The organism is Evansella clarkii, from assembly GCF_002019695.1.
Classification (GTDB): Bacteria; Bacillota; Bacilli; order Bacillales; family Salisediminibacteriaceae; genus Evansella; species Evansella clarkii.
The window spans coordinates 3,045,468-3,072,124 of the sequence record NZ_KV917376.1; the positions used below are offsets into that span (position 1 = coordinate 3,045,468).

Below are 26,657 nucleotides of genomic sequence, written 5' to 3' on the forward strand. Positions count from 1 at the left end.
AGGCTTATTCTTCTGGTTCCTCTGTGTGTGGCGCTTAAATCATACTAAAAGGAGCGACTTCTTTATTTTTCAAATTTATTAAAATAGCTCGAAAGAGTGGCAGGCGGCGACTCCCGCGGGAAAAGCAACAGCTGAAGACCCCGCAGGGACGAGCGTTACCTCACGAATCCGCTGCGAGTTGTCTCGACGTATACACTCTAAAGCGATGCTCGCAGAGGAAGAGACACCCTCTTTTACTTTAGTAAAGTATTGTTTAACTCAGGTTATAAAAACGGAGCGGTAAAAACTTTTACCTGAACCTCCATTTTCAAAAGGTGTGAATTTAAGTTGCAACTTTAACTATAAAAGCAAAGAAGCCCTATAATGGTCCTCTTTTTTGCTCGATGACCGAAAACGGGGCGGCTAAAATCCCTGTTAGCTGTTAATATTCTTCATTAGTTATAATCCTGACAATGTAAGGGCGTGATCGCATAACTTATGACAAAAAGTTATTGAAAAAACTAAAAAAACAACAAAAAGAAAGGAAATTACCTATTTTTGTAATTGACTGTAAGGGAATTATCACTTATAATGACAAATAATATTCAGATGATTTTTAAAAATTAATTATTTCTTTAAAGAGGGAATCATCAGATCATTTGAGATATGTAATTTATTATTACATAATTACTTTTTAAAAAGGAGAGAGACTAATGAGGAAGTGTAAGTGGTTGTTAAATTGTTTCATGCTCGTTGCTGCGGCCCCTCTGATTCTCACCGCTTGCGGCGGTGACGAAGGATCGGCTGAAGACTATCCAAACCGGGAGATTGAAATGGTTATTCCCTGGGATCCAGGTGGAGGAAGTGACATTGAGGGCCGGGTAGTTGTTGATCATTTAGAAAACACGATAGACGAGTCAATTGTTGTAGTAAACATTCCAGGGGTCGGCGGTACAGTAGGTATGGAAGAGTTACTGGAAAGAGACGCGAATGGATATAATATCGGGCAATTGCATGAAGGTCATATCGTTGCTCACCATTCAGGTGTTACCCAGATAAATTACGACGATTTCGTTCCTATTTCTTCCATGTCTGCATCTGACCAGATACTGACTGTTTCGAGTGAACTTGGAGTAGATTCTCTTGAAGAATTCATTGAATATGGGCAGGAAAATCAGATTAATTTTGGTGGTACAATAAGCGGGATCCCCCGTGTCTGGGTGGAACAGTTAGGTAGAGAACTGGATATTAATTATAACTTAGTTGGTTATGAAGGCTTGGGGGAAGCAATTCAGGCTCTTGCAGGAGGACATGTTGATGCAGTTATCGCCGATTATCCATCGGCGTCAGAGTTTGTTGAAGCTGGACATATGAAGTTCATAGCTATTGGAACTGAAGAACGTTCAGATGCTGTTCCAGATGTGCCAACACTAATTGAAAGCGGCATCGATTTCACTATGGGAATTAACCGGGGATATGTAGCCCCGGGTGGTACAGATCCGGAGATAATAGCTATTTTAGAAGAAAAATTTGAAGAAGTTGCTAATAGTGAAGAATTCAGAGATGAAATTGAATCACTTGGTGCCAGTGTGAATTATATGGGGCACGAAGAATTCACAAATTACCTTGAAGAGCAAAACAGGATTATTGAAGAAGTTATTTCCAGTATTGAACTCGACTAAGTACTGACAACAATACAAATATTAATTCCGGAGGGCGATTCTCATCGCCCTCTGCTCGTTTAAATTACCATATTCAAACGGAGGTACTAAGATTATGGGAGAAATAGTGATTGGTATATTGATAATCCTGCTTTGCCTTCTACTCTACTTTAATTCGGACGGCTTTCCGCAAATAAATGAAACCCACCTGGATCCTGGGTCTTATCCCCGCCTGGTGGCATCCATATTATTTATACTTTGCCTGCTGTTACTGATCCAAAAAGTGAGAAACATGATTTCAGGCAGGGATGAACGTATCAGGGGAAACTTTCGTGATAATCTGAATTACATATGGACGGAGTACAGATTAGTAATTATCACCTTTGCTGTATTAGTTTTGTATATTGTTTTTATTACCATCCTGGGCTTTATTATTTCAAGCATTCTATTCATTGTAGCTACAGCATTAATTATCGGTCCTAAAAAGAAAAAGGATATCGTGATTGCGGGTACGGTTTCGGTTATGGTGACACTAGGCTTGTATTTCTTTTTTGAGACCGCACTTAATGTACGGTTTCCAAATGGATTATTATTTTAGTTTTTAAGTAAGGAGGTGCAGCTATGCTTGAATTATTTGTACAGGGAACAGCGGAAATTTTTCAATTTCATATATTAATAATTATCCTCCTGGGTGTTGTTGCAGGAATTGTTGCTGGTTTAATCCCAGGTTTTTCAGTAACCATGGCAATAGTACTTACACTGCCATTAACTTTTGGTATGGATCCGGTTGGCGGAATAGCAGCTATGATCGGAGTGCTTGTCGGCGGAATGTCCGGAGGGCTGATTACAGCAACTTTACTGGGTATTCCCGGAACACCTTCAGCTGTGGCTACCACTTTTGACGCTTACCCAATGGCAAGAAAAGGACAGCCTGGAAAGGCACTTTCTATTGGAATATGGGCTTCATTTTTAAGTTCGATAGTAAGCTTTTTTATACTTATTACGATAGCTCCTCAGATAGCCAGCTTTGCACTAATGTTCGGACCGTGGGAAATGTTCTCATTGATTGTTGCGGCGTTAACGATTATCGCTGGTGTAACAGGTGAATCAATATTAAAAGGACTGATCGCCGGAGTGTTCGGTCTATTGATTGCTACAATAGGCGCAGATCCGATTGTCGGTGTTTCAAGATTTTCTTTTGATATACAGATGCTTCGCGCCGGCATACCTTTTTTAGTTGTTTTAATAGGAATGTTTGCTATCTCACGTTTGTTAAACTCAATTGAACGAACTGAGCTGGAAAAAGACCATAAAAAGAAACAGGAAGATAAAATTAAAGATATTAAATTCATTCTGAAACCGAAAGAGACACTGATAAATGTTGTAAAAAGACCACTAAACTTAATCCGATCTTCTGTTATAGGGGCGGTCATTGGTGCTATTCCTGGGGCAGGTGGCAGTATTGCCAACATTATTGCTTATGATCAGGCGAAGAAATGGTCGAAGGAATCAAAAAAGTTTGGTGAAGGCCACGAAGAAGGGATTGTAGCTTCAGAAGCTGGAAATAACTCAACTGTCGGCGGGGACCTAATCCCTACGCTCGCCCTTGGTATACCAGGTTCAGCTGTGACTGCTGTTCTGTTATCAGCTCTGATGATCCATGGAATCAATCCAGGGCCGCTCTTAATGACTAATGAGCCATCTATAGCGGGAAGCATTTTCATCGCGTTTCTTGTGGCTTCCTTTTTCATGCTGATTACACAGTTTTTAGGCATCCGTTTTTTTGTCAGAGTAACAGAAATACCAACTCATATATTAGTTCCTGTTATACTAATGCTTTGTGTTATTGGAACATATGTGTTAAACAACCGGGTTACAGACTTGTATTTATTGCTTATTGTAGGGGTGGTTGGCTACTTTTTTGCAAAGTATAAATTTGCCCTTGCTCCTGTGATTATTGGGGTCATCCTCGGACCGATTGCAGAGGTGAACCTTAGAAGAGCTTTTATGGCGAATCCCGACTGGACATTATTTTTTTCCCGGCCTATATCACTGACATTCTTGATACTGGCTGTGTTAATGATTTTATTTACAGTCTGGCAGACCAGAAGAGTAAATGCCCAAACGTAGAATCTTCCTTTTCCCGGTGCCGTTTTGGCGCCGGGATTTACAATTTTCTGCTTATCCGGATGACCAGGAAAAGTCCCTGTTTTAAGATGGGCTGAAAGTTTGTACATACTTTAAAGTAGTATTCCCTCATAGGTCGTTAGAGCCAATATTACTCAAAAAAATCTTTTTTAACCTGTTTTATGAAGATGAACGGGCTTTATGCGTTAAAATTATATTTGAATCCATAATCAAGGAGAGGATACATATGAAAAAAATTAAAAAAGCATTTGTTATGTCACTTACTGCAGCTTTTATTTTTGGTGCAGCAGCAGGCGTGTCAGCACACGAGCATAAGATTATTACACCAAATGGAAACGAAGTTATCATTAAAGAAGAACCATTTCACGGCACAGATCCTACTAATGGTAAGATTTTAAACAACAAGCATTATGACGACCAGCGTGGCCTCCACCCGATTCATTATATGCTTCATACTGGTCCGGGAAGCGATAAACGGGCAATTGAGGTTGTAGTTAATTAGAAGTCAGCCGAAAAATAATAAAAAGAGTATCACACCGTTTAGGTATGATACTCTTTTTTGTGTGCCCGGCATGTGCATACGCTTTAGGGTTCAAGTCCCGAACAGTGAAGGTCGTTGTAACTGCTAGCTAAAGGCAAGGGTGTCCGGGGCGACTCGGAATCTGAAGGAAGCCGGAGGCAAATCTCCGACCCGAGGAACACGAATCTCATACAAGGCTGTCGGGTCTGGATGAGGCTGCAAAACAAGTCAAAGTCCTAACGACCGAAGGATCCGGCAGTAAATGAGGCGGGTATATGGAGAGGAAGTTTATGCACTTACCCGGGGAGGTCTGACAGGAACGCCGTACAAATGCGGTAACTGATTCCAGGAGGAATCACTGAACTGTCAGAAGTCAGCCGAAGCCATAGTACCACAGATTTCTAGATTTTGTGGGAAGGGCTGAATCATGAAAAGAGTGCTCATCCACCTGCGTACGTATCATTCGATGACACAGAACATACCAGCTTGCCTAGGAAGCAGAGGTGAATCCCTCCAGGGCTTAGGAAGCGTGGAGAATGATACCACACAATGGAAAGGAAGAGCCACGTGGAGGTTAATGTGATGTTGGAAGAGATATTACACCGAGACAATTTGAATAAAGCATATCTCAAGGTAGTCCAAAATAAAGGGAGCCAGGGCGTTGACGGCATTACCACTGCGGAACTGAAATCCCAGATCTCCGAAGAATGGTCTGCCATCCGCCAGGGGCTCTTGTCGAGAACCTACCAACCGTCACCGATCCGCCGAGTCGAAATCCCGAAACCGGACGGGGGTAAACGGAAGTTAGGGATCCCGACTGTCATGGACCGTCTGATCCAGCAATCCATTAATCTCTACCTTCAACGAATCTACGATCCGACATTTTCTAAGAACAGTTACGGTTTCCGCCCGAAACGACGAGCCCATGATGCCGTGTTGAAAGCAAAACAGTATATCAACGAAGGGTACACATGGGTGGTCGATATTGATCTGGAGAAATTCTTCGACAAAGTGAACCACGACCGGTTGATGCGAACGTTAAGTTACCGTATTAGCGACAGAAGGGTGTTGAGTATCATCCGGAAATACCTTCAGGCAGGAATCATGGAAAACGGATTAGTTAGGCAAAACGACATGGGGACTCCCCAAGGGAGTCCATTAAGCCCGCTTCTCTCAAATATTGTCCTGGATGAATTGGACAAAGAACTGGAGAAACGGAGTATTCGTTTTGTCCGCTATGCGGACGACTGCCAGATTTATACAGGGTCAAAGAAAGCCGCAGAGCGTACCCGAAAGAACATGATTACCTTCATTGAAGATAAACTGAAGCTAAAGGTAAATCGGGAAAAGAGCGCGGTAGACCGTCCGTGGAAACGAAAGTTCCTGGGGTTCAGCTTCACAGCTTCTTCTAAAGGAAAAGCGAAAATAAGAATACACAGGAAATCAATCCAACGGGCAAAAGATCGAATCCGTGAGATTACTTCCCGAAAGAAAAGTATTCCTATGGAATACAGAATTGGCAAGCTGAACCGGTTTATCGTCGGCTGGAGAAATTATTTCCGACTGGCGGAAACACCCTCGGTATTAAAGGAATTAATGAAGTGGATAAGAAGAAGACTTCGAATGGTACGATGGAAAGAATGGAAGAAACCGAAAACGAAAGTCAGAAACTTAATCGCCTTAGGAGTATCGAAGCAGAAGGCTTATGAATGGGGAAACACAAGAAAAGGCTACTGGCGAGTCGCCTGTAGCCCAATTCTTCACCATACGCGTAATGACGCCTACTGGCGCAGGATGGGTTTGAAATCGTTGATATAACGTCTGATTTTCATGAAACCGCCGTATACGGATCCGTACGTACGGTGGTGTGAGAGGTCGGGGGTTAATCACCCCCTCCTACTCGATTGCTTAGTGCACGGAGCGGAAAACTCCGATAACTTTTCCGAGGATGTGGACATTTCTTAAGATAATTGGTTCCAGAGTGGAGTTCTCCGGCTGGAGCCTGATATAATCCTTTTCTTTGAAGAAGCGCTTTACTGTAGCTTCTTCGTCTTCGGTCATAGCAACAACAATATCTCCGTTTGAAGCATCCCTCTGCTGGCGTACCACAACATAGTCGCCATCAAAGATCCCCGCTTCAATCATAGAATCTCCGGAAATTTCAAGAATGAAAGAATTTTCATCCTGTACGAAACTGGCTGGCAGAGGAAGATATTCTTCGATATTTTCAATAGCAGTAATGGGCTGCCCGGCTGTAACCTTCCCTATGATTGGAACATAAATAGAAGGGCTTTCTGTAACATTCTGAACTTCCTTTTCCGCGCCGATTATTTCTATCGCTCTCGGCTTAGTAGGGTCACGGCGAATATATCCTTTTTTTTCAAGCCTTGAAAGGTGCCCGTGTACAGTAGAGCTGGAAGCAAGTCCAACAGCTTCCCCGATTTCACGAACAGAAGGGGGATATCCCCGTTTACTGACCTCATCCTTAATAAAATCCAGTATGTCCTGTTGACGTCTCGACAGTTTTGTCATTTTACCACACCTCGTTTTCTGTAAAAATAGAAGAATTTATTTCAATAAGTCATGATCGGCAGTGTTCATTACTGAAAAATATAGGAATCTATTAATTAGGAACATTATACCATGTGAAAAAATAATGTGCAAACATTCGTTCTGTTTATTGACACGAACAGACGTTCTTTGTATAATAAATGCGAACAAACATTCTTATTACGAGGTGATTTGGATGAAATACATAAAAAATGCAAAGAAAAGTATCGACTGGTCTGTAATTTTAATAGTAATCGCAGGAGCCTTGTTTTTCTGGTCTTCTGTTTCTGCAGGTGAACCTGAGTATATGACTGAGTATGAGGTATCAGAATGGGTAGTGTCCGAAGGTGAATCTTTATGGAGTATCGCTTCTTCCCATCATAAACAAATTGATCTTACTATAGAACAGACCCTCCAGTGGGTGAAAGAAAAAAACGCAATAACAGGTGAAGCAATATATCCCGGCCAGAAGCTGTATCTTCCTGTTGAGGTTAAGGCAGTGGCGGCAAAATGAAGGCGGTAATATATGCAAGAGTCAGTACGGAAAAAGAAACACAGGATTCCTCCATTTTAAGGCAGAAAGAAGAACTCTCCCGGCTGGCGGCAGAAAAAGGTATTCATATTATCGAAATTATTGAAGAAAAAGCCAGCGGCTATGATATAGACAGAGACGGCATTATTTACATGCTGTCCCTCTTCAGCGAAGGGGAAGCAGACACACTGCTCATTCAGGATGATACGAGGCTTGGCAGAGGGAATGCCAAAATGGCTCTAATTCATCAGCTGTTAAAATGGGAAATACAGATATATACTGTTAAGGACCAGGGGGAACTGCACTTATCGGACACAGATACGATGGTTCTTGATATTGTTTCAATAGTAGAGGAATACCAGCGGAAACTTCATAACGTAAAAATTAAGCGTGGAATGAAAAAGGCAGTTGAAGAAGGTTACCGGCCGGAAAAAAACCTGGAAAATGCTGCCGGATACGGAGGCCGTAAACGAAAAGAGGTGCCTGTAAGCGAGATCGTCCGCCTGAAAAATTCCGGTCTTACTTTCCATGAAATATCCGCTACACTGAGAGGTTTTGGCTATTCAATATCAAAAGCTACTGCACACCGAAGATACCAGGAATATATGAAAAATCAGCCTTAGGCCCCTTAACTTGCAAGGGGCCTTATTGTTGTGTAGGATTAAAAATGTAAATCAAAAGGTAAAGATAAGTATAAACTTTTTCATACAGCCCTGTTCAAGGGAATGTTTAGAGTAACCTGGAGGTAATGGAATGTTAGATAAAAACAAACTTGACAGAATAAATTTCCTGGCCAGAAAAGCAAAAACCGACGGCCTCACTTTAAAAGAACAGAAAGAACAGAAGAAACTTCGGGAGGAGTATCTAAAAAGTGTAAGAAGTTCTTTCAAGAATCAGCTTAAATCCATTAAGGTAGTTGATCAAGAAGGAACCGATGTTACTCCTGAGAAATTGAAAGAGGAAAAGAGAAAAAATTTCGGCGGTAATGGTTTCAGGCACTAGTTTTGCTGTCTGTTGTATCTTTGACTGCAAGTATGGAAACAGCTGTAAAAAGAAATCAGCTCCTTTTCACATGAATTACCGTTTAATGGCTATCCTAAATGGGTAGCTATATTTTTTATGCCTGCCACCCAGTAACTTATGAAAAATCTGTGAATAAGCATTTGTAATTCCGGGTAAAAGCCATACGTAATCTGTTGTCTAAACCAGATAGAAAGTATATGATGGTTAAGTAGCAGATTACACCACTATCTCCAATGAAAGGATGACTTTTTATGTCTGGCAATATTGATAACCTCTCTATTAATACGATTCGTACATTATCAATCGATGCAATTGAAAAGGCTCAGTCCGGCCATCCGGGCATGCCGATGGGGGCTGCTCCAATGGCGTATACCCTTTTTGCAAAATATATGAATCATAATCCGAAGAATCCGGATTGGTTTAACCGCGACCGGTTCATCTTATCTGCAGGCCATGGATCAATGCTGCTTTACAGCTTACTGCACCTTCACGGTTACGACGTAACAATGGAGGACCTGAAAAACTTCAGGCAGTGGGGAAGCCGCACACCGGGTCACCCTGAATACGGCCACACCCCAGGAGTTGAAGCTACTACCGGTCCTTTAGGCCAGGGTGTTGCGATGGCAGTTGGATTTGCAATGGCGGAAAGGCATTTAGCTGCAACTTATAACCGCGATCGCTTTAATGTAGTTGATCATTATACATACAGCATTTGCGGCGATGGCGATTTAATGGAAGGCGTTTCTGCCGAGGCTGCTTCTTTAGCTGGCCACCTGAAACTGGGCAGACTAATTGTAATTTATGATTCAAACGATATTTCTCTCGATGGGGATCTTCACGAATCTTTTTCAGAAAGCGTAGAAGATCGCTTTAAAGCATATGGATGGCAGGTAATCCGTGTAGAAGACGGAAATGATCTTGAAGCTTTGGAAAATGCGGTGGAACAAGCGAAAGAAGATGACCGCCCAACTCTTATTGAAGTAAAAACGGTTATCGGCTATGGTTCACCTTCGAAAAGCGGGAAGTCTGCTTCCCATGGAGCACCATTAGGTGAAGAAGAAGCTAAAATGACGAAGGAAGCATATAAGTGGACTTTCGAAAAAGATTTCCATGTTCCTGATGAAGTAGCTGAACATTATAATAAGCTTGCGGAAGAAGGAGCTAAAAAGGAAAAAGAATGGAATGAAATGTTCGACGAGTACAAGCAGGAATATCCTGAGCTGGCAGAGCAGCTGTCTCTCGCTATTAAAGGGGAACTTCCTGAAGGCTGGGATAATGATCTTCCGGAATTCGCCACTGGGGACAAGGTCGCTACAAGGGAATCAGGCGGGAAAGCGCTGAACGCCCTTGCCAAAAATGTTCCTTATATGTTTGGCGGTTCAGCAGACCTTGCTTCTTCAAACAAAACGATGCTTAAAGATGAGAATGACTTCTCGAGAGATAACTACGCCGGAAGAAATATCTGGTTCGGTGTAAGGGAATTTGCAATGGCTGCTGCTGCAAACGGTATGGCACTCCACGGTGGAGTAAAGCCATATGCAGCAACATTCTTCGTGTTCTCTGATTATCTCCGCCCTGCAATGCGTCTATCAGCATTAATGCAGGTACCTGTGACTTATGTATTTACTCATGACAGTATAGCAGTTGGGGAAGATGGCCCTACACATGAGCCTGTTGAACAGCTCCCTGCTTTACGGGCAATGCCTGGAATCTCTGTCATTCGCCCTGGAGACGGGAATGAAACGATTGCTGCGTGGAAACTTGCAGTGGAAAGCAAGGATGAGCCAACTGCTCTTGTTCTGACGCGCCAGGGACTTCCAACACTGGAAGGAACGAAGGAGAAAGCATATGAAGGTGTTAAAAAAGGCGCCTATGTTGTTTCGGAAGCTAACGGTGAGCCAAACGGACTTCTCCTTGCAACCGGTTCTGAAGTTCCTCTTGCAGTAGATGCTCAAAAAGCACTTGAAAAAGAAGGCATTTACGTAACTGTTGTCAGCATGCCTAGCTGGGACAGATTTGAAAAGCAGAGCAAGGAATATAAAGAATCAGTTATTCCTCCTCATGTTACCGCCCGCTTAGGTATTGAGATGGCTGCATCTCTTGGCTGGGAACGTTACACAGGAGATAAAGGTTCAGTGCTGGCGATTGACAAATTCGGGGCTTCAGCACCTGGAGACAAAGTAATCAAAGAATATGGTTTTACAGCTGAAAACGTTGCAGCTCAGTTCAAACAGCTATTGGACAAACAATAATATACACCCTGGGACACACAGAAATTTGTGTGTCCTTTTTTTGTTGTTTAATATAAAGGCTCTGTTAAACTTAGTTGTTGATTTTCATTACAGGACGCTCGCGTAAATCAACTATAAAAAATCAACCTTAGTCTATATACAGAGCAAAGGTAATCTTATCTTGTAAAAATTTATTCGACTTATGCACGAGCATTTTACAAAGGAGCCAAAAAGGGTATTTATAATACAAAATCAGTGCCGAAGATAGAATTTTCAAACTTTAGACAAAATTAGTCATTTTATGAGACAGATTTTGACATCATGCAGTGAAGAGGTCCGCTATACTTAGTGAAAGACGAACGACGGGGAGCTGAAAATAATGAGAGAATATCATATCTATAAAATTCGGGAAGATGTCGCGTTAGATTATTATGGAATGGAAACGAAATTATTTCAGCTTTTTCAGGAAAACAGGGAAGCTAAAGGAAGATTAAAGGAAGCTACTGAAAAACAGATCCAGTATATTATCCAGCAAATTAACAAATTAGAGGTCCAGGATCATTTAAATAAATATTTAAATGAAACAGAAGGCTATATTATAAGAGATAATAAGCATTATATTATGTCACCAAAGAGAAGAAGCCAGGCAGGGTTAGCTATATATAAAATGCATATTAAACTCTTTTCAGAGGGTAGCCAGGATTCGGAAGCCTGTTTTTTCGAAGCATTGCGAAGTTACGATGGCACGTTTATTGCAATGGATTTTTCAAGAGAGCAATATGGCTGGCTAAAACCGTTAAAGTCTATGGAGATTGCTGAATTGTCAGAGTCAAATAAGGCATTTAAATGAATCTAATTAAATACTCTTTAATTGTTCCGGGCAATAGGTTATAATATATAAGGTCCAAACCGATGTTTGATATATTTGGAAGACAACATAGAGAGAAGGAGGGTCACCGAATATGTGGATGTATATTCTAATCGGTGTCATCGCTCTGTTGGCAGGAATCGCCATTGGTTTCTTTATTGCCCGACAGTATATGATGAGTTATATGAAAAAGAATCCGCCAATTAATGAAAAAATGCTGCGAGTTATGATGATGCAAATGGGCATGAATCCATCGCAGAAGAAAATTAATCAAATGATGAAAGCAATGCAGAATAATACGAAATAATAAGGAGTGCGGGGAAGAACTATCTTCCTCTTCTCCCGTGAAGCCCCACGTATCCAACAGGATTAGGGCAGGGACTAATTCCGTATTATCATGCTGGAGTGCAACACTTCGGCGCCAATATTTATACCGAAAATAATATTTAAGTAAACACTCCGTTTTCAGGAGTGTTTTTTACATGTATAAACGATAGTTCGAATGAGAAGAAGATTTAGACAGTAAGCAGCTTCTTAGCAATAAATATGGCTGGAGCAATTAAAGGCAGGTGATATTCATGCTGGCGGCACTGCATGAATTACAAATAACTTATAAAGAATTAAATAAAAACAACAACTACCTTATCGACGTCAGATCACCAGGAGAATTTAAAGAATTTCATGTTCCTGGCTCTGTTAACATACCGCTTTTTACAAATGAAGAAAGAAAGCAAATAGGAACTTTATATAAACAGGTGAGCCCTGATGTAGCAAAAAAACAAGGTATTTCTATCTTTTCAGAAAAGCTTCCTCAATTTTATGATACATGGACATCGCTTATTAACTCCAATCCTGGGAAAGAAGCAGTGGTAATGTGTGCCAGAGGAGGCATGAGAAGCGGTGCGTTTGTATCAATGATGAGCTCTCTTGGACTGCCAGTACGCCAGCTTACAGGAGGGATTCGCTCAGTCCGGAAGAACGTTACTGAGGAGTTAAACGAGCTCGCAAAAATACCTTGGCGAACGGTTGTTTTGTCGGGCAATACAGGAACAGGAAAAACGAAATGGTTAACTATGCTCGAGTCAAAAGGATATCCGGTTCTTGACCTGGAAGGCATTGCAAAACACAGAGGCTCCATATTTGGCCACGTAGGATTAGAACCAAGAACTCAAAAACAATTTGAATACCATCTCGTTCACAAGCTTAAAGAACTTGAAGGGAAGAGAATTCTGGTAATGGAAGCGGAGAGCAGGAGAATTGGCAATATTATTGTACCGGATTTTTTGATTGGTTTAAAAAAGCAGGGAAAAGCGATTCATTTAGAGGATAATATCAAAAGCAGAGTGGAGCGGATTTATGAGGACTATGCCCCGCTGAAACATCATGATGACCTTTATGAAGCATACGGGAGTATTAAAAACAGACTTACTGCTGAAACGAGAGAGGAAATCGACTATGCTTTCTCACAAAAAGATTACCGTAAAATTTTCCGCTTACTGTTACTAGACTATTACGATTTGAGGTACCACCATTCGGAAAAATATTATAACCTTCATAGCAAAATCAGCCTTTCCGGTCTGGGTGAAGCAGAGGCTGTAAAAGTGATTGAACAGGAAGTCGAGGGTTATGTTAAGAAACAGGCGGGCTCGTTATAGAGTGGTATATTAGAGTACTGCAAAGCTTTTCGGTTAAAGAAAACTAAATATCGCCCTTGAAAAAATTTCCGGAGAAGTAAAATTAAGAAAAGTTTAACTTTTCCGGAGATTTTTCTTTTGGTATGATTGTAATGTCTTTTTGCTTTATCCCGATGTAACCGTCCGTAAAACTCCCGCCTCAAAACAGGAGTGGAATCGAAGAAGTTCAGTCGGGAGATGACGGACGCTAACATCCCGATTGGTTCAACTAACAATCAGTGGGGGATGAATAACACCCCACTGATCGAAGGTTCACTTTATAATTCTTTAGTAACAGATGAAAGAGAGGTGCATTCTATGCGGGTCTTCTTAGACTTAATGTGGTATTTTAAAAAGGAAAAATGGAACTACGGCGGGGGTATCCTCGTACTTGCCCTCGTATCTTTGTTATCTTTGCTTCCGCCTTATGTGGTAGGAGTAATTGTTGACCACATTGATTCAGGCACATTAACAGAAGAGGTCTTACTGAGGTGGATGCTCCTGTTGTTTGGTGTTGCAGTAACCGTTTACATACTAAGGTACTTATGGAGAATACTGATTTTTGGTTCGGCAATCCGCCTGGCCAGGCTTTTGCGTAACCAGTTGTATGATCATTTTTCTCGAATGTCTTCTTCCTTTTTCCAGAAAAGGAGAACTGGGGATCTGATGGCCCACTCCACAAATGATATTCGGGCAATCGAGCAAACCGCAGGAGCGGGCGTTCTTACTCTTGTAGATTCCATTACTATGGGCGGCTTCGTCATTATCACAATGGCTGTCACGATCAGCTGGGAACTCACATTGATTGCATTGCTTCCTATGCCGGTGATGGCGTATGCTACGAGCAAGTATGGCTCCATGCTTCATGCGAGGTTTACAAAAGCCCAGGCAGCCTTCTCTTCCCTGAATGACAAAGTTCAGGAAAGTATGACCGGTATAAGGGTTACGAAGACGTTTGGCTATGAAGAAGAAGACGTAAAAACTTTTAAAAAAGAATCAGATGACGTTGTGGAAAAAAATATTCACGTAGCGAAAGTAGACGCGCTTTTTGACCCGACGATTTCAATAATTGTTGGATTGTCCTTTTTCCTATCTATCGTTTTCGGAGCGAGATACGTAGTGATGGATGAGCTTACTATTGGTCAACTTACGAGTTTCACCGTTTATCTCGGGCTGTTAATATGGCCCATGCTCGCATTTGGCTGGCTGTTTAATATCGTCGAGCGGGGCAGGGCTTCCTATGACCGGGTATCCGCACTCCTTAAAGTGAAACAGGATATTGTCGATAAGCCTGGAGCTTCTGAGGAACCGCCGGCAGGGGATATTGAATTTAAGGTTAACCGGTTTTCCTACGAAAGCAGTGTTGAGGATGCATTAAGGGATATTCACTTTCGTTTGGAACGGGGGCAGACTTTAGGCATTGCAGGCCGGACAGGAAGCGGGAAAACTACGCTCATCAAAACAATTATGAGAGATTCGGACATTGAAGACGGGGAAATAATTTTCGACGGTAAGCCGGTCGATAATTACACACTTGATGCTTTACGAGCGTCAATCGGCTATGTGCCTCAGGACCATTTTCTTTTTTCCGCAACCATCGCAGATAACATCAGCTTTGCCAATCCGGAAGCAGGCTATCAGGAAATTATTCAGGCTGCAAAGCTTGCGGCTATCCATGATGATATTATCCGATTTGAGGAAGGTTACGAAACAATTGTAGGTGAGCGGGGAGTCACTTTATCCGGGGGGCAAAAGCAGCGAATATCCATCGCAAGGGCGCTTCTTTCCAACCCTGAACTGCTGATTCTTGACGATTCGTTGTCGGCGGTCGATGCAAAAACAGAGGAACAGATCCTCCAGGCACTCCGTGATATACGCAGAGGGAAAACGACTTTTATTACTGCCCACAGACTCAGTGCTATTAAACATGCAGACCTGATTCTCGTACTGGATGACGGTAAAATAGTCGAACAGGGGGACCATGAGGAGCTGATGGCCGGCAATGGGTGGTACAGGAAAATGTATGAACACCAGCAGCTGGAGTCGCTCGTAGAGAGAGGGGGACAGTCCTCATGATAGAGAGACATAAACACTTACTGGTGCCGCTTCCCCAGGGGCCGGTCTTTAAGCGGCTGATGGCATACGGCAAACCACATCTGAAGTGGATTCTTATTGCCTTTCTCCTTCTTGTTGGCGGGACAGGGGCGGAGATTTTAGGACCTATTTTAATTAAAATTTTTATTGATGATTTTTTAACACCGAGAGTTTTTGAGCTGCAGCCTTTAATCATGCTTGGAGCAGGCTATTTGCTGCTTCATGTTTCAGCTGCAGTTATGAATTATTCCCAGCTGCTTTTATTTCAGAAAATCGCATTAAGGATCATCCAGCAGCTGAGGATTGATGTGTTTGCAAAGGTGGAAAAGCTGGGACTGTCTTTCTTCGACCAGTTTCCTGCGGGCGGACTCGTTTCACGGATTACGAACGATACAGAACAAGTGAAAGAGCTGTACGTCAGCGTGCTTGCAATTTTTGTCCAGAACATCGTTTTCCTTATAGGTATATTTATCGCTATGTTTGTGCTGAATGTGCAGCTGGCACTGTTCTGTCTTGTTATATTGCCGCTGATTATTCTCGTAATGCAGCTTTACCGCCGTTTTAGTTCCAAGTATTATGCTGAGATGAGCGAGAAGCTGAGCCAGCTGAATGCCAGGCTGAACGAATCAATTCAGGGAATGGCGATCATTCAGGTTTTCCGGCAGGAGCGCCGAATGAACAGAGAATTTCAGAAGACAAACAAGGAGCATCATGATGCTTATTTCAAAAGCATTAAACTGGATGGACTTCTTCTCCGCCCGGCTGTTGATTTCATTTCTATCATGACCCTTGTCCTTGTGCTGAGCTTTTTTGGAATTACTTCTTTGAACAGCCCTGTTGAAATCGGAGTTCTTTATGCATTCGTCAATTATCTTGACCGTTTCTTTGAACCGGTAAACCAGATGATGCAGAGGCTGTCTATTTTTCAGCAGGCAATGATTGCCGCAGGGCGTGTCTTCCGGCTTATGGACCATGATGAGCTCGCTCCGGTAAAACAAGGTGAAGGAGATCCGGAGATAAAGCGCGGTGTTATTGAATTCCGTAATGTGACTTTTTCTTATGATGGCAGGCAGGATGTCCTGAAGAATATCAGCTTTACTGTAAATGAAGGAGAAACACTTGCCCTTGTCGGCCATACAGGGAGCGGAAAGAGTTCCATTATTAATCTTCTGATGAGGTTTTATGAGATAAAACAGGGAGAGATCCTGATTGACGGAGTGCCGCTGAAAAATTATGATGACAGTGAGCTCCGTAAAAAAATGGGGCTCGTGCTTCAGGATCCGTTCATGTTTGTAGGAGACATAGCTCATAATATCCGGTTGTTTGATGAGAATATTTCAGATCTTGATGTAAAAGAGGCAGCGGAATTTGTTCATGCTGATAATTTTATTGATCGGCTTTCCTCTGGTTACAATACAAAAGTTGGAGAACGGGGCACTACTTTTTCCAGCGGCCAGCGCCAGCTCATTTCTTTTGCCAGGACGATGGCTAAGAAACCGAAAGTACTTGTTCTCGATGAAGCTACCGCAAGTGTTGACACAGAAACGGAAACGCTTATACAGGCAGCTCTTGAAAAAATGCGAAGAGGAAGAACCACTATTGCAATCGCACACAGGCTTTCCACTATAAAAGATGCGGATCAGATACTGGTACTTCATCAAGGTGAGATTGTTGAACGGGGAACTCACAATGAGCTTCTTGAGCAGAGAGGGCTGTATCATAAAATGTACCTTCTTCAGCAAGGTGCAGAAAAACTAGAGGGCAAAATGGAAGAAATGAAAGCAGAACAGCTGTGAAAAACTGATTAATAGAGGTGATACACAGCAGAAGGGGGAGTTATAATGGCAGATATACATCAGGAAATCAAAGTAGATGCACCGCTGAGCGATGTATTTGCTTTTCTGGCTAATCCGGCAAACCGAACAGAGTTATATGTAAACGTTGCGGAGGTAACGAAGCTGGGAGAAGGAAAAGGCTGGGTAAAAGGAGACCGATTTAAGGAAATAAGGGACCTGTCAAACCGAAAAGTAAGTACAGATTACAAAATTGTGGATTTGCATCATAACCAGAGGGTTGTTTACGAAAGCAGTGCGGCCGGTATGAAGATGGTTTATGAATATTTTTGTGAAGAAGTCGGAGAGGGCACCAGGGTAAGATTTACTGCTAATATCAAGACAACAGGCATCCGTACAAAGTTAACCCGTCCTCTGCTCATCCGGATGCTTAAGAAAGAAGAACATGACCACCTGATTAATTTGTACGATCAGCTTACGTCATAGTGACAGTTGCCTTTGGGCAACACCTCCTCAACCATTGATATATATATAGGTTGGGGAGGTTTTTTGTTTACATAATGCCGTGTGTCAAAGTGGCGTGTGTCATAGTGACACTTTCGTATATTCAAAAAAGTTTCCGCCGGCAAGTACATTTCTTCCTTGACATTTATACACCCGGGGGGTATGGTGGAAGTATAAAGAAATGAAATTTGCTAACCTTATTTTTCATGGAGCTTGCAAAACAGCCACCAGGAAAATAAGCTTTATGAAATTACAGCAGCTGAAAGGAGTGTGGCAGAGATGAAGAAAGATGTAATTCAGGTCGAAGGTATGACATGCAACCATTGCAAAGCAGCAGTAGAAGGTACATTAAACAACTTAGATGGTGTAAAGGGTGCCGAGGTAAACCTAGAGGCGAAAAATGTAACTGTTGACTACGAAGAGAGTGTAGTAACAGTGGATAAAATGAAAGAGGAAATTGAAGACCAGGGATACGATGTAGTATAATGATAAACATAAGACGCCGGCATTGCCGGCGTTTTGCTGTTTTTCTAACTTATTAAACAGATGCAGAAGGGGTTATCCATGTCTTTACATAAAAAAATCCTTATTGTAATTCTCGTTGCAAGTGCAGGAGCCTTTCTCTGGATGGAGCAGCAGCAGAACAATTTCACGAGCGGAACAGATGGGCAGAGTGCATCTCTCCCTCATCCTGGACATTCAGCGCCTGATTTTACTCTTGAGCAATTATCAGGAGAAGGGCTGGTTCAGCTAAGTGAAGCCGCTGGAAACGCTAACGGGGCAGTGGTGTATTTCTGGACTTCCTGGTGCCCTTTCTGCTCTGCTTCAATGGAAGCGGTGGAAAATGCCCACAGAGTACACGGGGAGACTATTCATCTTATCGGTGTTAATGTTACCAGTCAGGACTCAAAACAGGCAGCAGAAAACTTCCTTAAGAAACATAGCATCACTTTTCCCAATGTAATGGACCAGGACGGAGCTGTGGCAGATATGTATTATGTTCCACCTGTTCCGGCTGTGTTTTTTGTTGACAGCGGCGGAACGATTACATCCAGGAAGACCGGGGCTGTGACAACCGGGGAACTGGAACAGGAAATCAGCCGCTTAAAGGAGGCTGACTGATAATGACTGAACCGTTTATTACATGGTCTGTTGGTCCGTTTACAATTTCAGCTCAGATGCTTTTCATTTTTATCGCGGCAGCAGCCGGATATGGGGTAATGAGCCTTTATCTGAAAAAACTGCACGTGGAAAACAGGGGAGAAATACTGGGCACCTTTTTAACATCGTTAATTATCTGCGCAGTTATTTATAAATTGTGGCCGTTTATACTGGATCCTCAGCTGCTTATATCTCCAGGCAACCTGCTTTATTTTGCAGGAGGGCCATATGCGGTTTATGTTTCTGCAGGTGTTGCAGTAATTTACTTTTTTCTCCAGAGTATAAGAAAGAAATGGAGCCATCACAGCCTGGACAGTTTTATGGCTGCCATAACAACCGCTCTGATTGTATTTTCCCTTGGTGTTAAAAACTATGGGCTGCCTTCCCCTTTTTCTTTTGGATATATGTATGAAGGAGTGATGTACCATGCTGTTAATTTTTATTACAGCTGGTTGTTCCTTCTCGTACTGCTGGCAGCTTTAATACTCGTGCCTTCCAGTAAGAAATATGCCAGATCAATAACAATGCTCACAGGACTGGTAATTGCTTATGGGCTGGCAGCGCCATTCCAGGTGTAGAAACTGATATAATTCGGTTTATCCCGATGTAACCGTCCGTAAATCTCCCGCCTTAAAACAGCAGTGGAAGCGAAGATGTTTAGGCAGGAGATAACGGACGCTAACATCCCGATTGGTTCAACTAACAAACAGTGGGGGATGAATAAAATCCCCACTGATTGAAGGTTCACTTTATAAAAATACGTGAGGATATGCTATACTATTAATCACAGAGGAAAAATGAGGGGGTGAATCTCCCATGGTGGAAATTGTTTTAGGTGCAGGTGCTGTCATTATGGCTTTCTTAGCTCTCTTTGTGCGAATGAAATCCATGAAAAAACCAGCTAATGCAAAAAAAATTCTGATTCCGCCTGTTGCGATGTCAACGGGATTTTTAATGTTTTTGTACGAACCGGCACGTCCCACCTCGCTGGAGGTGCTTGAAGCAATAGCAGTGGGATTAATATTCTCCATTGTACTGATTAAATTGTCTTCATTTGAAATAAGGGAAAATGCCGTCTATATGAAGAAATCAAAGGCATTCCCATTCATACTGCTTGGACTGCTTGCTGCAAGGCTGATCTTTAAAACAGTGCTCGGAATTCACTTTGAATATGAGGTACTGGCAGGCATGTTCTTTATTCTTGCATTTGCTATGATTCTTCCTTGGCGTATCGCTATGTATGTAAAATTCAGGCAAGTGGAAAGAGAACTTAAATCAAAACAGTTGAAAACTAAATTACCACTTAATATGCAAACAGAAAACCCGGCACCATGAGGATTTAATATCCTCAGGTACCGGGTTTTTGTTTATCCCGATGCAGCTGTCCGTAAAACTCCACCTTAAAAAATGGGTTGAAACAAAGATGTTCAATTGGGAGATACCGGAGGTTAACATCCCGATTAGTTCAACTAACAATCAGTGGGATGTACAGGACTCCCTCTGATTAAAGTTTCACGTTATGCTGCCTGTTGTTCACGGAGATTATACCGACTCTTTAAAATACGGTTTGTACTGGTCAATATCAATCTTTTTCTCTTTGAGTTTTTTTACGAGAAACTTATGGTCACGTTTTGGGGTAGCCGCGATGTAACCTTTAATAATTAGTTCCTGGGTCATTTTGTCGGCCTTTTCTTTTAAAGCCATTTCTCCGATTTTGCCGGCTATAGTTCCTTTGGCAATATCACGGAACAGCTCAGGAACAGGTTCCACAAGTTCATCGAGGAGGGCTTTATCTTCCTCTGACCAAAGATGCCGCGTTTTCTCAATATAGTAATCCTGCCAGTCAAGGTCAGATTTACCGTCTTCCTTAGGCAGTCTCTTAAGAAATTTCCTGAACATAAAAAAACCGCCGATACCAACAGTTGTTATCAAAAAGATCGACCAAAGCACGATCAGCCAAAAAAACAGATCACTTGGCATCAGACATCACCTCTTCTTCCTACTGTAGTATATTGTACGATATTCCTGGCTTTCTGAAAAGGGAGAAAGAGATGTTTGTTGTTTCAATTCAAAAAGGATGAATAACTTTGCGAATGGAAACAACCAGGATAGACGCACTTGTTAACGGAAGTCATTTGGGGCATCGCAGTGGCTTTTTTTGCTGCCGAAAAAATAAATTTTTGGAAACAGGTTTAACCTTTATCCATTTGGGTATTATAATACAGAATCTTGAAAGAAATATGGAGGGATATGTTTTGGCTGAAGGAACAGTAAAATGGTTTAATGCTGACAAAGGTTTTGGTTTTATCGAGCAAGAAGGTGGAGACGATATTTTCGTACATTTTTCCGCTATTCAGGGAGAAGGCTTTAAAACCTTAGAAGAAGGACAACGTGTTCAATTCGATGTCACTGACGGGGATCGTGGTCCTCAAGCGTCCAACGTCACTAAACTATAAAAAAGTCATGGAAAAAACACACCAATGCAGGTGTGTTTTTTCATTTGTATGAAAGCAAGTACTTTGTCAGTAATTTAATTATAAGATAAAATAAATCAGGAGGCTTTCAGAGGGGAAGGTCTCCTTTTGTATTGGTAAAGAAGTGATAAAAGAATCGCAGAATAGAGGAGAAACAAAAAATGAAATTAATTTCCTGGAATGTTAATGGAATTCGCGCGTGTGTCAAAAAAGGATTTATTGATTACTTCAATGAAGCTGATGCAGACATCGTTTGCCTGCAGGAAACGAAATGCCAGGCTGGCCAGATTAAACTGGATATGAAAGGCTATTATCAATACTGGAATTACGCTGAAAGAAAAGGTTATTCAGGAACTGCTGTTTTTACAAAAATAAAGCCGTTGACTGTTAGTTACGGCCTTGGTATAGAAGAACATGACCAGGAGGGCAGAGTAATAACACTTGAATTTGAACAGTTTTATCTGGTAAATGTCTATACACCTAATGCAAAACGTGATTTAACGAGATTGTCATACAGGCTGCATTGGGAGGATGACATTCGAACATATCTCATGGAGCTTGACAAGGATAAACCAGTAATTCTATGTGGGGATTTAAATGTAGCACATCAGGAGATCGACCTGAAAAACGCCCGTACGAATAGAGGAAACTCTGGTTTTACTGAAGAAGAGCGCGGGAAAATGGACAACCTGCTTTCTTCAGGGTTTATCGACTCATTCAGGTATAAATATCCTGACCTGGAAGGGGCATACACATGGTGGTCCTACATGAGTAAAGTAAGAGAAAGGAATATTGGGTGGAGAATCGACTACTTTATTGTATCTGAGAAAATAAAGGACTTGATAAAGGAAACAGAAATCCATGCTGAAGTTCTTGGAAGCGACCATTGTCCGGTAGCATTGGAAATCGAAACCGCCTGAATCATTCTCCTGGGTTATTGGTTGAAGCAAAAAGGGAATAGAAGCTTAACGTGCGCCATACAGGAGAAAGGAGCGGTAAGATGAAGCGCTGGGCTTGTTTCACTGGTATCACAGCTATTTTAATTTTGTCTGCATGCGGGGAAAACAACATGGAACTTAATGAGCCAATTGAAGGGGAAGATGAAATTGAAACCCCGGATTCAATTCCTGAAGAAAATAATGTTCCTGATAATGTAAATGAATAAGTACTTACTGCCCGCCACTTTTTTTATATGGCGGGTTTTTATATTTGTTATGATAATCCATCACTTGAAAGCAGGGTTACTTCTTCAGGATTTCAATAGGATAATCCGTTACTGAAAAGTAAGAAAGCCAATACCTATGAGCAACAATACTATTAAAGATACTGCAATAATCCATCCCATAATAAGCAGCTGCTGATTTTTACAGCTGTCGCACCACCTTTCGCCTTTTAATACTGAGTATTCGACCAGAAGAGACTTTATATTCCTCTGCTGCATGCAACTATAAAACAGGTTTAGAGCCCATGATATAAAAATTATTGTTTAGCGTATTTCTCTGAGTGGAAAAACGGTACAAAGACAGTTTTTTTATTGTTCCACTATTTTTAAATTAATATTAAAAAGAGGAGAGATGTGAGATGGATAACAAACAACAGCAAGGCGGAACCGCAGGAAAAATAGTTGCAGGTATGGCAGTCGGCGCATTAGCAGGTGCGGCGGTGATGATGCTGAATTCAAGTACTCGTTCCAAAGTAATTGACAGTACGAACCAGCTTAAGGAATCTGCTGTAAATATTGGACAGGAAATTAAAGAAGATCCGGAAGGCAAGAAAGAACAGCTTATGGAGCGGGTTCAGAATGCGACTGACGTACTTAAGGGTGCAGTGAAAGACCTTCAGGGAGTTTATGATATTGCGAATGGGGAAATTGCAGATCAGGTAAAAGAAGTGAAAGAAAATGCTAAGGAAGTGATGAGCACAGCAAAGGACGCAGGAGAAGAGCTACAGAATGTAGGATCTCAAGTGAAGGATGCGAAGGGAGAGCTGGTGAGCCAAGACTCCGATTCAGAAGAATCCTCCAGGGGGAATTCCAGCTCTACGAATCATACAATCACAGACAGACCAGTATAATTACCACTAATGAGCCTGCACGAAAAGTGCAGGCTTTTTATATTGGCTTGGTCAGAACTGAACTAAAAAACTATTGTTATAATTATCTAATTAGATTATAATCTAATTAATACTCAAACTGGGGGAATTTCATGCAGCTGGACAAACTCGTTAATTTTCATAAAACAATCGGGGATAAAACAAGGATACGTATAATTTCATTGTTGAAAGAAGGGCCATTGCACGGCCAGGCACTGGCGGGAAAACTGGGGCTCACTCCTCCAACCATCTCTCACCATGTGGCTAAACTGCGCGAAATCAACATTATTTATCAAAGAAGGGAAAAAAATACGATCTATTTTCATTTGAACGAGAAAAATCTTGAGCTAATGTCTAAAGCTATTTTAAGACTCGGTAAGGAGGAAGAAATGAAACTATACGAATATGGAGAAGATGAGAAATCCAAAGTACTTAATAATTTTGTGCAGCAGAACGGTAAAGTGAGAAATCTCCCGGCACAGCATAAGAAAAGGCTTATAATTCTTGAGCATTTAATTAAAGGACTGGAGATGGGCAGAACATACAGCGAACCGGAAATTAATGAACATATCATGCAATTCTACGACGATTACGCCACTGTGCGGCGTGAGTTTATTATGAATCAGTTTATGTTCAGGCAGGATGGTCAGTATGAGTTAAATCCAAAGGAAATGTGGCCGGTCTGAACCGGCCTTTTTTCCCTCATCTAATTAGATGTTTGTATAATTAGATTGGCATAAAATGAGGTGGAGAGGGTGGCAATCTTAAAATCCTGGAAACAGGAAACAAACTATCAAAGACTGTTCTTTGCTGGTTTTATTAATGGAATCGGAAATCGGTTTACCCAGGTAGCAATATTTTCCTTACTATACGATTTAACCGGCTCAGCAATGGCTATCGGAATGGTACTGGCAATACGTATGGTCCCGTTTTTGCTCCTGGCGCCTCTTGCAGGGGTACTGGCAGACAGGTTTTCAAAGAAAATTCTGCTGATCTGTATTGATTTGATCCGAATTCCTTTAGTGCTATCTTTATTGTTTGTTCAGGGAACAGACGGATTGTGGATCGTATACCTGGTTACGTTTTTACTTGCTGGTGGCGAAGCTTTTTATGCTCCTGTGAGAATGTCCTCCATACCGTCATTGGTTAAACAAGACAGGATAATCGATATAAATTCTCTGGAACAGGCGATGATTGGATTAGTTTTAGTGGCAGGCTCCAGCGCAGGAGGGGTTATTTCTCATTACCTTGGATTATCGCTACCTTTCGTGTTAAATGGGGCGGCTTTTCTTATATCTGCTTTTATTCTCTCCAAAATAAGAATACCTGGCAGAGAAACGATGAGAAGGGAGCAAAACTTTCTGCCTGTTTCTAAAAGAATTTTTTATAGTTCGTTTGCTATGATTACTTTTATTTTCATCGCAGTTACAATGCCGTTAGCAAATGGAATAGATAATGTTCTGATAAATGTCTATGCTCTCGAAGTTTTTGGAATGGGGGAAATTGGCGTAGGTTTATACGCCGCGCTGGGACTTGGATTCATCTTAAGTTCATTCTTTTCCAGTTTGTTAAAAAAGGGATTATTATTGCTTACTGTTATATTTATTATTGTGGAAGGCTTTGCCCATATCTTATTGAGTATTGTACCTGTTTTTCCGCTCGCTCTTTTCGTTGTCATCTTTATTACATTTGCAGGGGGATTAAGTAATATTTGTATGGACACAGTGATGATGAAAGTAATACCGGCATCTCTAAGAGGCAGGTTCTTTGGATTCATACAGGCAATCTCGAATACTGCCCTGGGGATTTCAATGGCTTCAGCTGGTTTCTTGCTGGAAGTATTTAGCCCAAGAGAATTGAGTTTAATAGTCGGCGTTTCCTATATAAATTTTACCTTTTTTTACTCGCTTTTGTTTATAAAACTAAATCTGGTTCAAGAGAAAAAGATTCTGTTAAAGAAAGCAACATAAAGAATCCCGATAAAAAGGTATCGTTATTGTCACGCACACATGCCTAATCTGATTTCATACCCAGTAGTTTCATGATTAAGAAGGTAATTTAAGTCATTTAGCGAAGTATTGATTATAACTTTTTACATGGGGGATTAGTATGAAGGCTGTAAAAAATGAGATAGGTACTGTCTTTATTCCTGTTAGCAATATTGAGGGAGCCCGGGACTGGTATTGTGATATTTTAGGCTTATCAGCGGATGGAGAGATATTGCATGGTCATTTATATATAATACCGATGAAGGGGACAGGAATCGTCCTGGACAGCAAAATTTATTCACAGGATAATTTGATTAAAACTCCTTTATTTCATTTAAATACTGATGATATCGAACGAGCATATGAGTTCCTGAAGGAGAAGGGGGTGGAAATTACCACAGAGATCATGCACAGCCACTGGTTTAATATCAAAGATCCGGATGGTAATCATATTATGGTGTGTCAGTGCTGACAATAGTGCAGCAGCTTATCGGTGAACCAGACAGCCCGCCGTCCGGATGTAAAACTATTTCTTTTAATCTTTAAAAGGTAAACAGAGCTAAAAAGACAGAAGAGGGGATGATTGAACATGGGCATAGACTTTCACCATAAACAGAATAGAGAGGCTTATACGAGCCGTCAAGCTGACGAAACCTGGCTGAAAGCTGTAAGAGAACTAGTGCCTGCTGATACAATTAATAAGGCACTGGACGTTGGTTGTGGCGGAGGAATCTATTCAAAAGCACTTGCAGAATTGGGGATAGATTCGATTACAGGAATTGATTTTTCTGAAACGATGCTTGAGGGTGCCAGGAAGAATTGCAAAGCATATAGTCAGATAACTTTTAAGCGAGGAAGTGCTTTTCAAACAGGGGCAGAAAGTAACGCTTTTGATTTACTTCTTGAAAGAGCATTGATCCACCATATCACAGATTTGAATACCTGTTTTAATGAGGCTCACAGGGTTTTAAAAGAGGGCGGTATTTTTATTGTGCAGGACAGGACGCCTGATGATTGTACTTTAAAAGGTGATGAAAGACACATCAGAGGGTATTTCTTTGACCTTTTTCCAAAACTGGAGGAAAACGAGATAAACAGGAGACATAAAAGTGACAAAGTGATTAAAAATCTGAAGGAAGCAGGTTTTACTGACATTAAAGAAATGAAGCTTTGGGAAACAAGACAAATTTATAAAAGTAAAGAAGAATTGCTTGATGATTTAAGGCTAAGAACAGGCAGAAGTATTTTGTTTGAGCTGGATGATGAGGAACTGAGTTCATTAATCAGCCATATTGATAAGTCGATTCCTTTAAACCGGACGGTTATGGAACAGGACAGATGGACAATCTGGAGAGCCGTTAAATAAT

29 protein-coding genes are annotated in these 26,657 nt (G+C 41.5%); 27 read left to right on the top strand and 2 right to left on the bottom strand.

Going from position 1 to position 26,657, the window contains the following annotated elements; translation table 11 throughout:
• The first annotated feature begins 692 nt into the window (after positions 1-692).
• From BK582_RS14150 to ltrA, 5 genes are all read left to right on the top strand, one after another.
• Positions 693-1,661 (top strand): Bug family tripartite tricarboxylate transporter substrate binding protein, encoded by a 969-nt coding sequence (locus BK582_RS14150; protein ID WP_078595681.1) that lies wholly within the window; start codon positions 693-695, stop codon positions 1,659-1,661.
• A gap of 94 nt (positions 1,662-1,755) precedes the next feature.
• On the top strand, positions 1,756-2,238 hold the full coding sequence (locus BK582_RS14155; RefSeq protein WP_078595682.1) for a tripartite tricarboxylate transporter TctB family protein: 483 nt from the start codon (positions 1,756-1,758) through the stop codon (positions 2,236-2,238).
• A gap of 23 nt (positions 2,239-2,261) precedes the next feature.
• On the top strand, positions 2,262-3,770 hold the full coding sequence (locus tag BK582_RS14160) for a tripartite tricarboxylate transporter permease (RefSeq protein WP_078595683.1): 1,509 nt from the start codon (positions 2,262-2,264) through the stop codon (positions 3,768-3,770).
• A 244-nt stretch (positions 3,771-4,014) separates the two neighbouring features.
• Positions 4,015-4,290, top strand: coding sequence for a hypothetical protein (locus tag BK582_RS14165; RefSeq protein WP_078595684.1), 276 nt, complete (start codon positions 4,015-4,017; stop codon positions 4,288-4,290).
• Between the two features lie 597 nt (positions 4,291-4,887).
• The gene (ltrA, locus tag BK582_RS14170) at positions 4,888-6,126 is read left to right on the top strand and encodes a group II intron reverse transcriptase/maturase (RefSeq protein WP_078598020.1); all 1,239 of its coding nucleotides are present in this window, start codon (positions 4,888-4,890) and stop codon (positions 6,124-6,126) included.
• Between the two features lie 90 nt (positions 6,127-6,216).
• On the opposite strand, the gene lexA is transcribed toward ltrA, so the two are convergent.
• Complete coding sequence (lexA, locus tag BK582_RS14175; RefSeq protein ID WP_078595685.1) at positions 6,217-6,840, bottom strand: transcriptional repressor LexA; 624 nt, start codon at positions 6,838-6,840, stop codon at positions 6,217-6,219.
• A 214-nt stretch (positions 6,841-7,054) separates the two neighbouring features.
• Here lexA and yneA point away from each other — a divergent pair, with 214 nt between their 5' ends.
• From yneA to BK582_RS14245, 14 genes are all read left to right on the top strand, one after another.
• Complete coding sequence (gene yneA, locus BK582_RS14180; RefSeq protein ID WP_167553124.1) at positions 7,055-7,372, top strand: cell division suppressor protein YneA; 318 nt, start codon at positions 7,055-7,057, stop codon at positions 7,370-7,372.
• On the top strand, positions 7,369-8,013 hold the full coding sequence (locus BK582_RS14185; RefSeq protein ID WP_078595687.1) for a YneB family resolvase-like protein: 645 nt from the start codon (positions 7,369-7,371) through the stop codon (positions 8,011-8,013). Before yneA ends, BK582_RS14185 begins: the two co-directional genes overlap by 4 nt.
• A 130-nt stretch (positions 8,014-8,143) precedes the next feature.
• Positions 8,144-8,392 carry a DUF896 domain-containing protein gene (locus BK582_RS14190; protein WP_078595688.1) on the top strand — a complete coding sequence of 83 codons (249 nt, stop codon included), beginning with the start codon at positions 8,144-8,146 and terminating at the stop codon, positions 8,390-8,392.
• A 272-nt stretch (positions 8,393-8,664) separates the two neighbouring features.
• Entirely contained in the window at positions 8,665-10,665 is a 2,001-nt protein-coding gene (tkt, locus tag BK582_RS14195) for a transketolase (protein ID WP_078595689.1), read from the top strand.
• Between the two features lie 358 nt (positions 10,666-11,023).
• On the top strand, positions 11,024-11,494 hold the full coding sequence (sirA, locus tag BK582_RS14200) for a sporulation inhibitor of replication protein SirA (RefSeq protein ID WP_078595690.1): 471 nt from the start codon (positions 11,024-11,026) through the stop codon (positions 11,492-11,494).
• A gap of 112 nt (positions 11,495-11,606) precedes the next feature.
• Positions 11,607-11,819: a YneF family protein gene (locus BK582_RS14205; RefSeq protein WP_078595691.1), complete on the top strand. Its 213-nt coding sequence runs from the start codon at positions 11,607-11,609 to the stop codon at positions 11,817-11,819.
• A gap of 271 nt (positions 11,820-12,090) precedes the next feature.
• Entirely contained in the window at positions 12,091-13,167 is a 1,077-nt protein-coding gene (gene mnmH, locus BK582_RS14210) for a tRNA 2-selenouridine(34) synthase MnmH (RefSeq protein WP_078595692.1), read from the top strand.
• A gap of 336 nt (positions 13,168-13,503) precedes the next feature.
• Positions 13,504-15,261, top strand: a complete 1,758-nt coding sequence (locus tag BK582_RS14215; protein WP_078598022.1) for an ABC transporter transmembrane domain-containing protein — start codon at positions 13,504-13,506, stop codon at positions 15,259-15,261.
• Positions 15,258-17,075: an ABC transporter ATP-binding protein gene (locus BK582_RS14220; RefSeq protein WP_078595693.1), complete on the top strand. Its 1,818-nt coding sequence runs from the start codon at positions 15,258-15,260 to the stop codon at positions 17,073-17,075. The genes BK582_RS14215 and BK582_RS14220 overlap by 4 nt, the downstream gene beginning before the upstream one ends.
• Before the next feature lie 45 nt (positions 17,076-17,120).
• The gene (locus BK582_RS14225) at positions 17,121-17,558 is read left to right on the top strand and encodes an SRPBCC family protein (protein ID WP_078595694.1); all 438 of its coding nucleotides are present in this window, start codon (positions 17,121-17,123) and stop codon (positions 17,556-17,558) included.
• 297 nt (positions 17,559-17,855) lie between these two features.
• Positions 17,856-18,062 (top strand): copper chaperone CopZ, encoded by a 207-nt coding sequence (gene copZ, locus BK582_RS14230; protein ID WP_078598024.1) that lies wholly within the window; start codon positions 17,856-17,858, stop codon positions 18,060-18,062.
• A gap of 78 nt (positions 18,063-18,140) precedes the next feature.
• A complete protein-coding gene (locus BK582_RS14235; protein ID WP_169911009.1) occupies positions 18,141-18,698 on the top strand; it encodes a TlpA family protein disulfide reductase in 558 nt (185 codons plus the stop codon).
• Positions 18,699-18,700: 2 nt separating this feature from the next.
• A complete protein-coding gene (locus tag BK582_RS14240) occupies positions 18,701-19,315 on the top strand; it encodes a hypothetical protein (RefSeq protein WP_078595696.1) in 615 nt (204 codons plus the stop codon).
• A gap of 238 nt (positions 19,316-19,553) precedes the next feature.
• Positions 19,554-20,072, top strand: a complete 519-nt coding sequence (locus BK582_RS14245; RefSeq protein WP_088033841.1) for a CcdC family protein — start codon at positions 19,554-19,556, stop codon at positions 20,070-20,072.
• 207 nt (positions 20,073-20,279) lie between these two features.
• On the opposite strand, the gene BK582_RS14250 is transcribed toward BK582_RS14245, so the two are convergent.
• Positions 20,280-20,717, bottom strand: coding sequence for a DUF2621 domain-containing protein (locus BK582_RS14250; RefSeq protein WP_078595697.1), 438 nt, complete (start codon positions 20,715-20,717; stop codon positions 20,280-20,282).
• A 275-nt stretch (positions 20,718-20,992) separates the two neighbouring features.
• Here BK582_RS14250 and BK582_RS14255 point away from each other — a divergent pair, with 275 nt between their 5' ends.
• The 8 genes from BK582_RS14255 (at position 20,993) to BK582_RS14285 (ending at position 26,656) form a co-directional block, all read left to right on the top strand.
• A complete protein-coding gene (locus tag BK582_RS14255) occupies positions 20,993-21,193 on the top strand; it encodes a cold-shock protein (RefSeq protein ID WP_078598028.1) in 201 nt (66 codons plus the stop codon).
• 179 nt (positions 21,194-21,372) lie between these two features.
• Positions 21,373-22,131, top strand: coding sequence for an exodeoxyribonuclease III (locus BK582_RS14260; RefSeq protein WP_078595698.1), 759 nt, complete (start codon positions 21,373-21,375; stop codon positions 22,129-22,131).
• A gap of 80 nt (positions 22,132-22,211) precedes the next feature.
• Entirely contained in the window at positions 22,212-22,376 is a 165-nt protein-coding gene (locus BK582_RS27030; RefSeq protein ID WP_169911011.1) for a hypothetical protein, read from the top strand.
• 416 nt (positions 22,377-22,792) lie between these two features.
• Complete coding sequence (locus tag BK582_RS14265) at positions 22,793-23,284, top strand: hypothetical protein (RefSeq protein ID WP_078595699.1); 492 nt, start codon at positions 22,793-22,795, stop codon at positions 23,282-23,284.
• Between the two features lie 131 nt (positions 23,285-23,415).
• The gene (locus tag BK582_RS14270; protein ID WP_078595700.1) at positions 23,416-23,988 is read left to right on the top strand and encodes a DUF2087 domain-containing protein; all 573 of its coding nucleotides are present in this window, start codon (positions 23,416-23,418) and stop codon (positions 23,986-23,988) included.
• 69 nt (positions 23,989-24,057) lie between these two features.
• Positions 24,058-25,272, top strand: coding sequence for an MFS transporter (locus tag BK582_RS14275; RefSeq protein WP_078595701.1), 1,215 nt, complete (start codon positions 24,058-24,060; stop codon positions 25,270-25,272).
• Positions 25,273-25,411: 139 nt separating this feature from the next.
• Entirely contained in the window at positions 25,412-25,762 is a 351-nt protein-coding gene (locus BK582_RS14280; protein WP_078595702.1) for a VOC family protein, read from the top strand.
• A 117-nt stretch (positions 25,763-25,879) separates the two neighbouring features.
• The gene (locus tag BK582_RS14285) at positions 25,880-26,656 is read left to right on the top strand and encodes a class I SAM-dependent methyltransferase (protein ID WP_078595703.1); all 777 of its coding nucleotides are present in this window, start codon (positions 25,880-25,882) and stop codon (positions 26,654-26,656) included.
• Position 26,657: the final 1 nt, after the last annotated feature.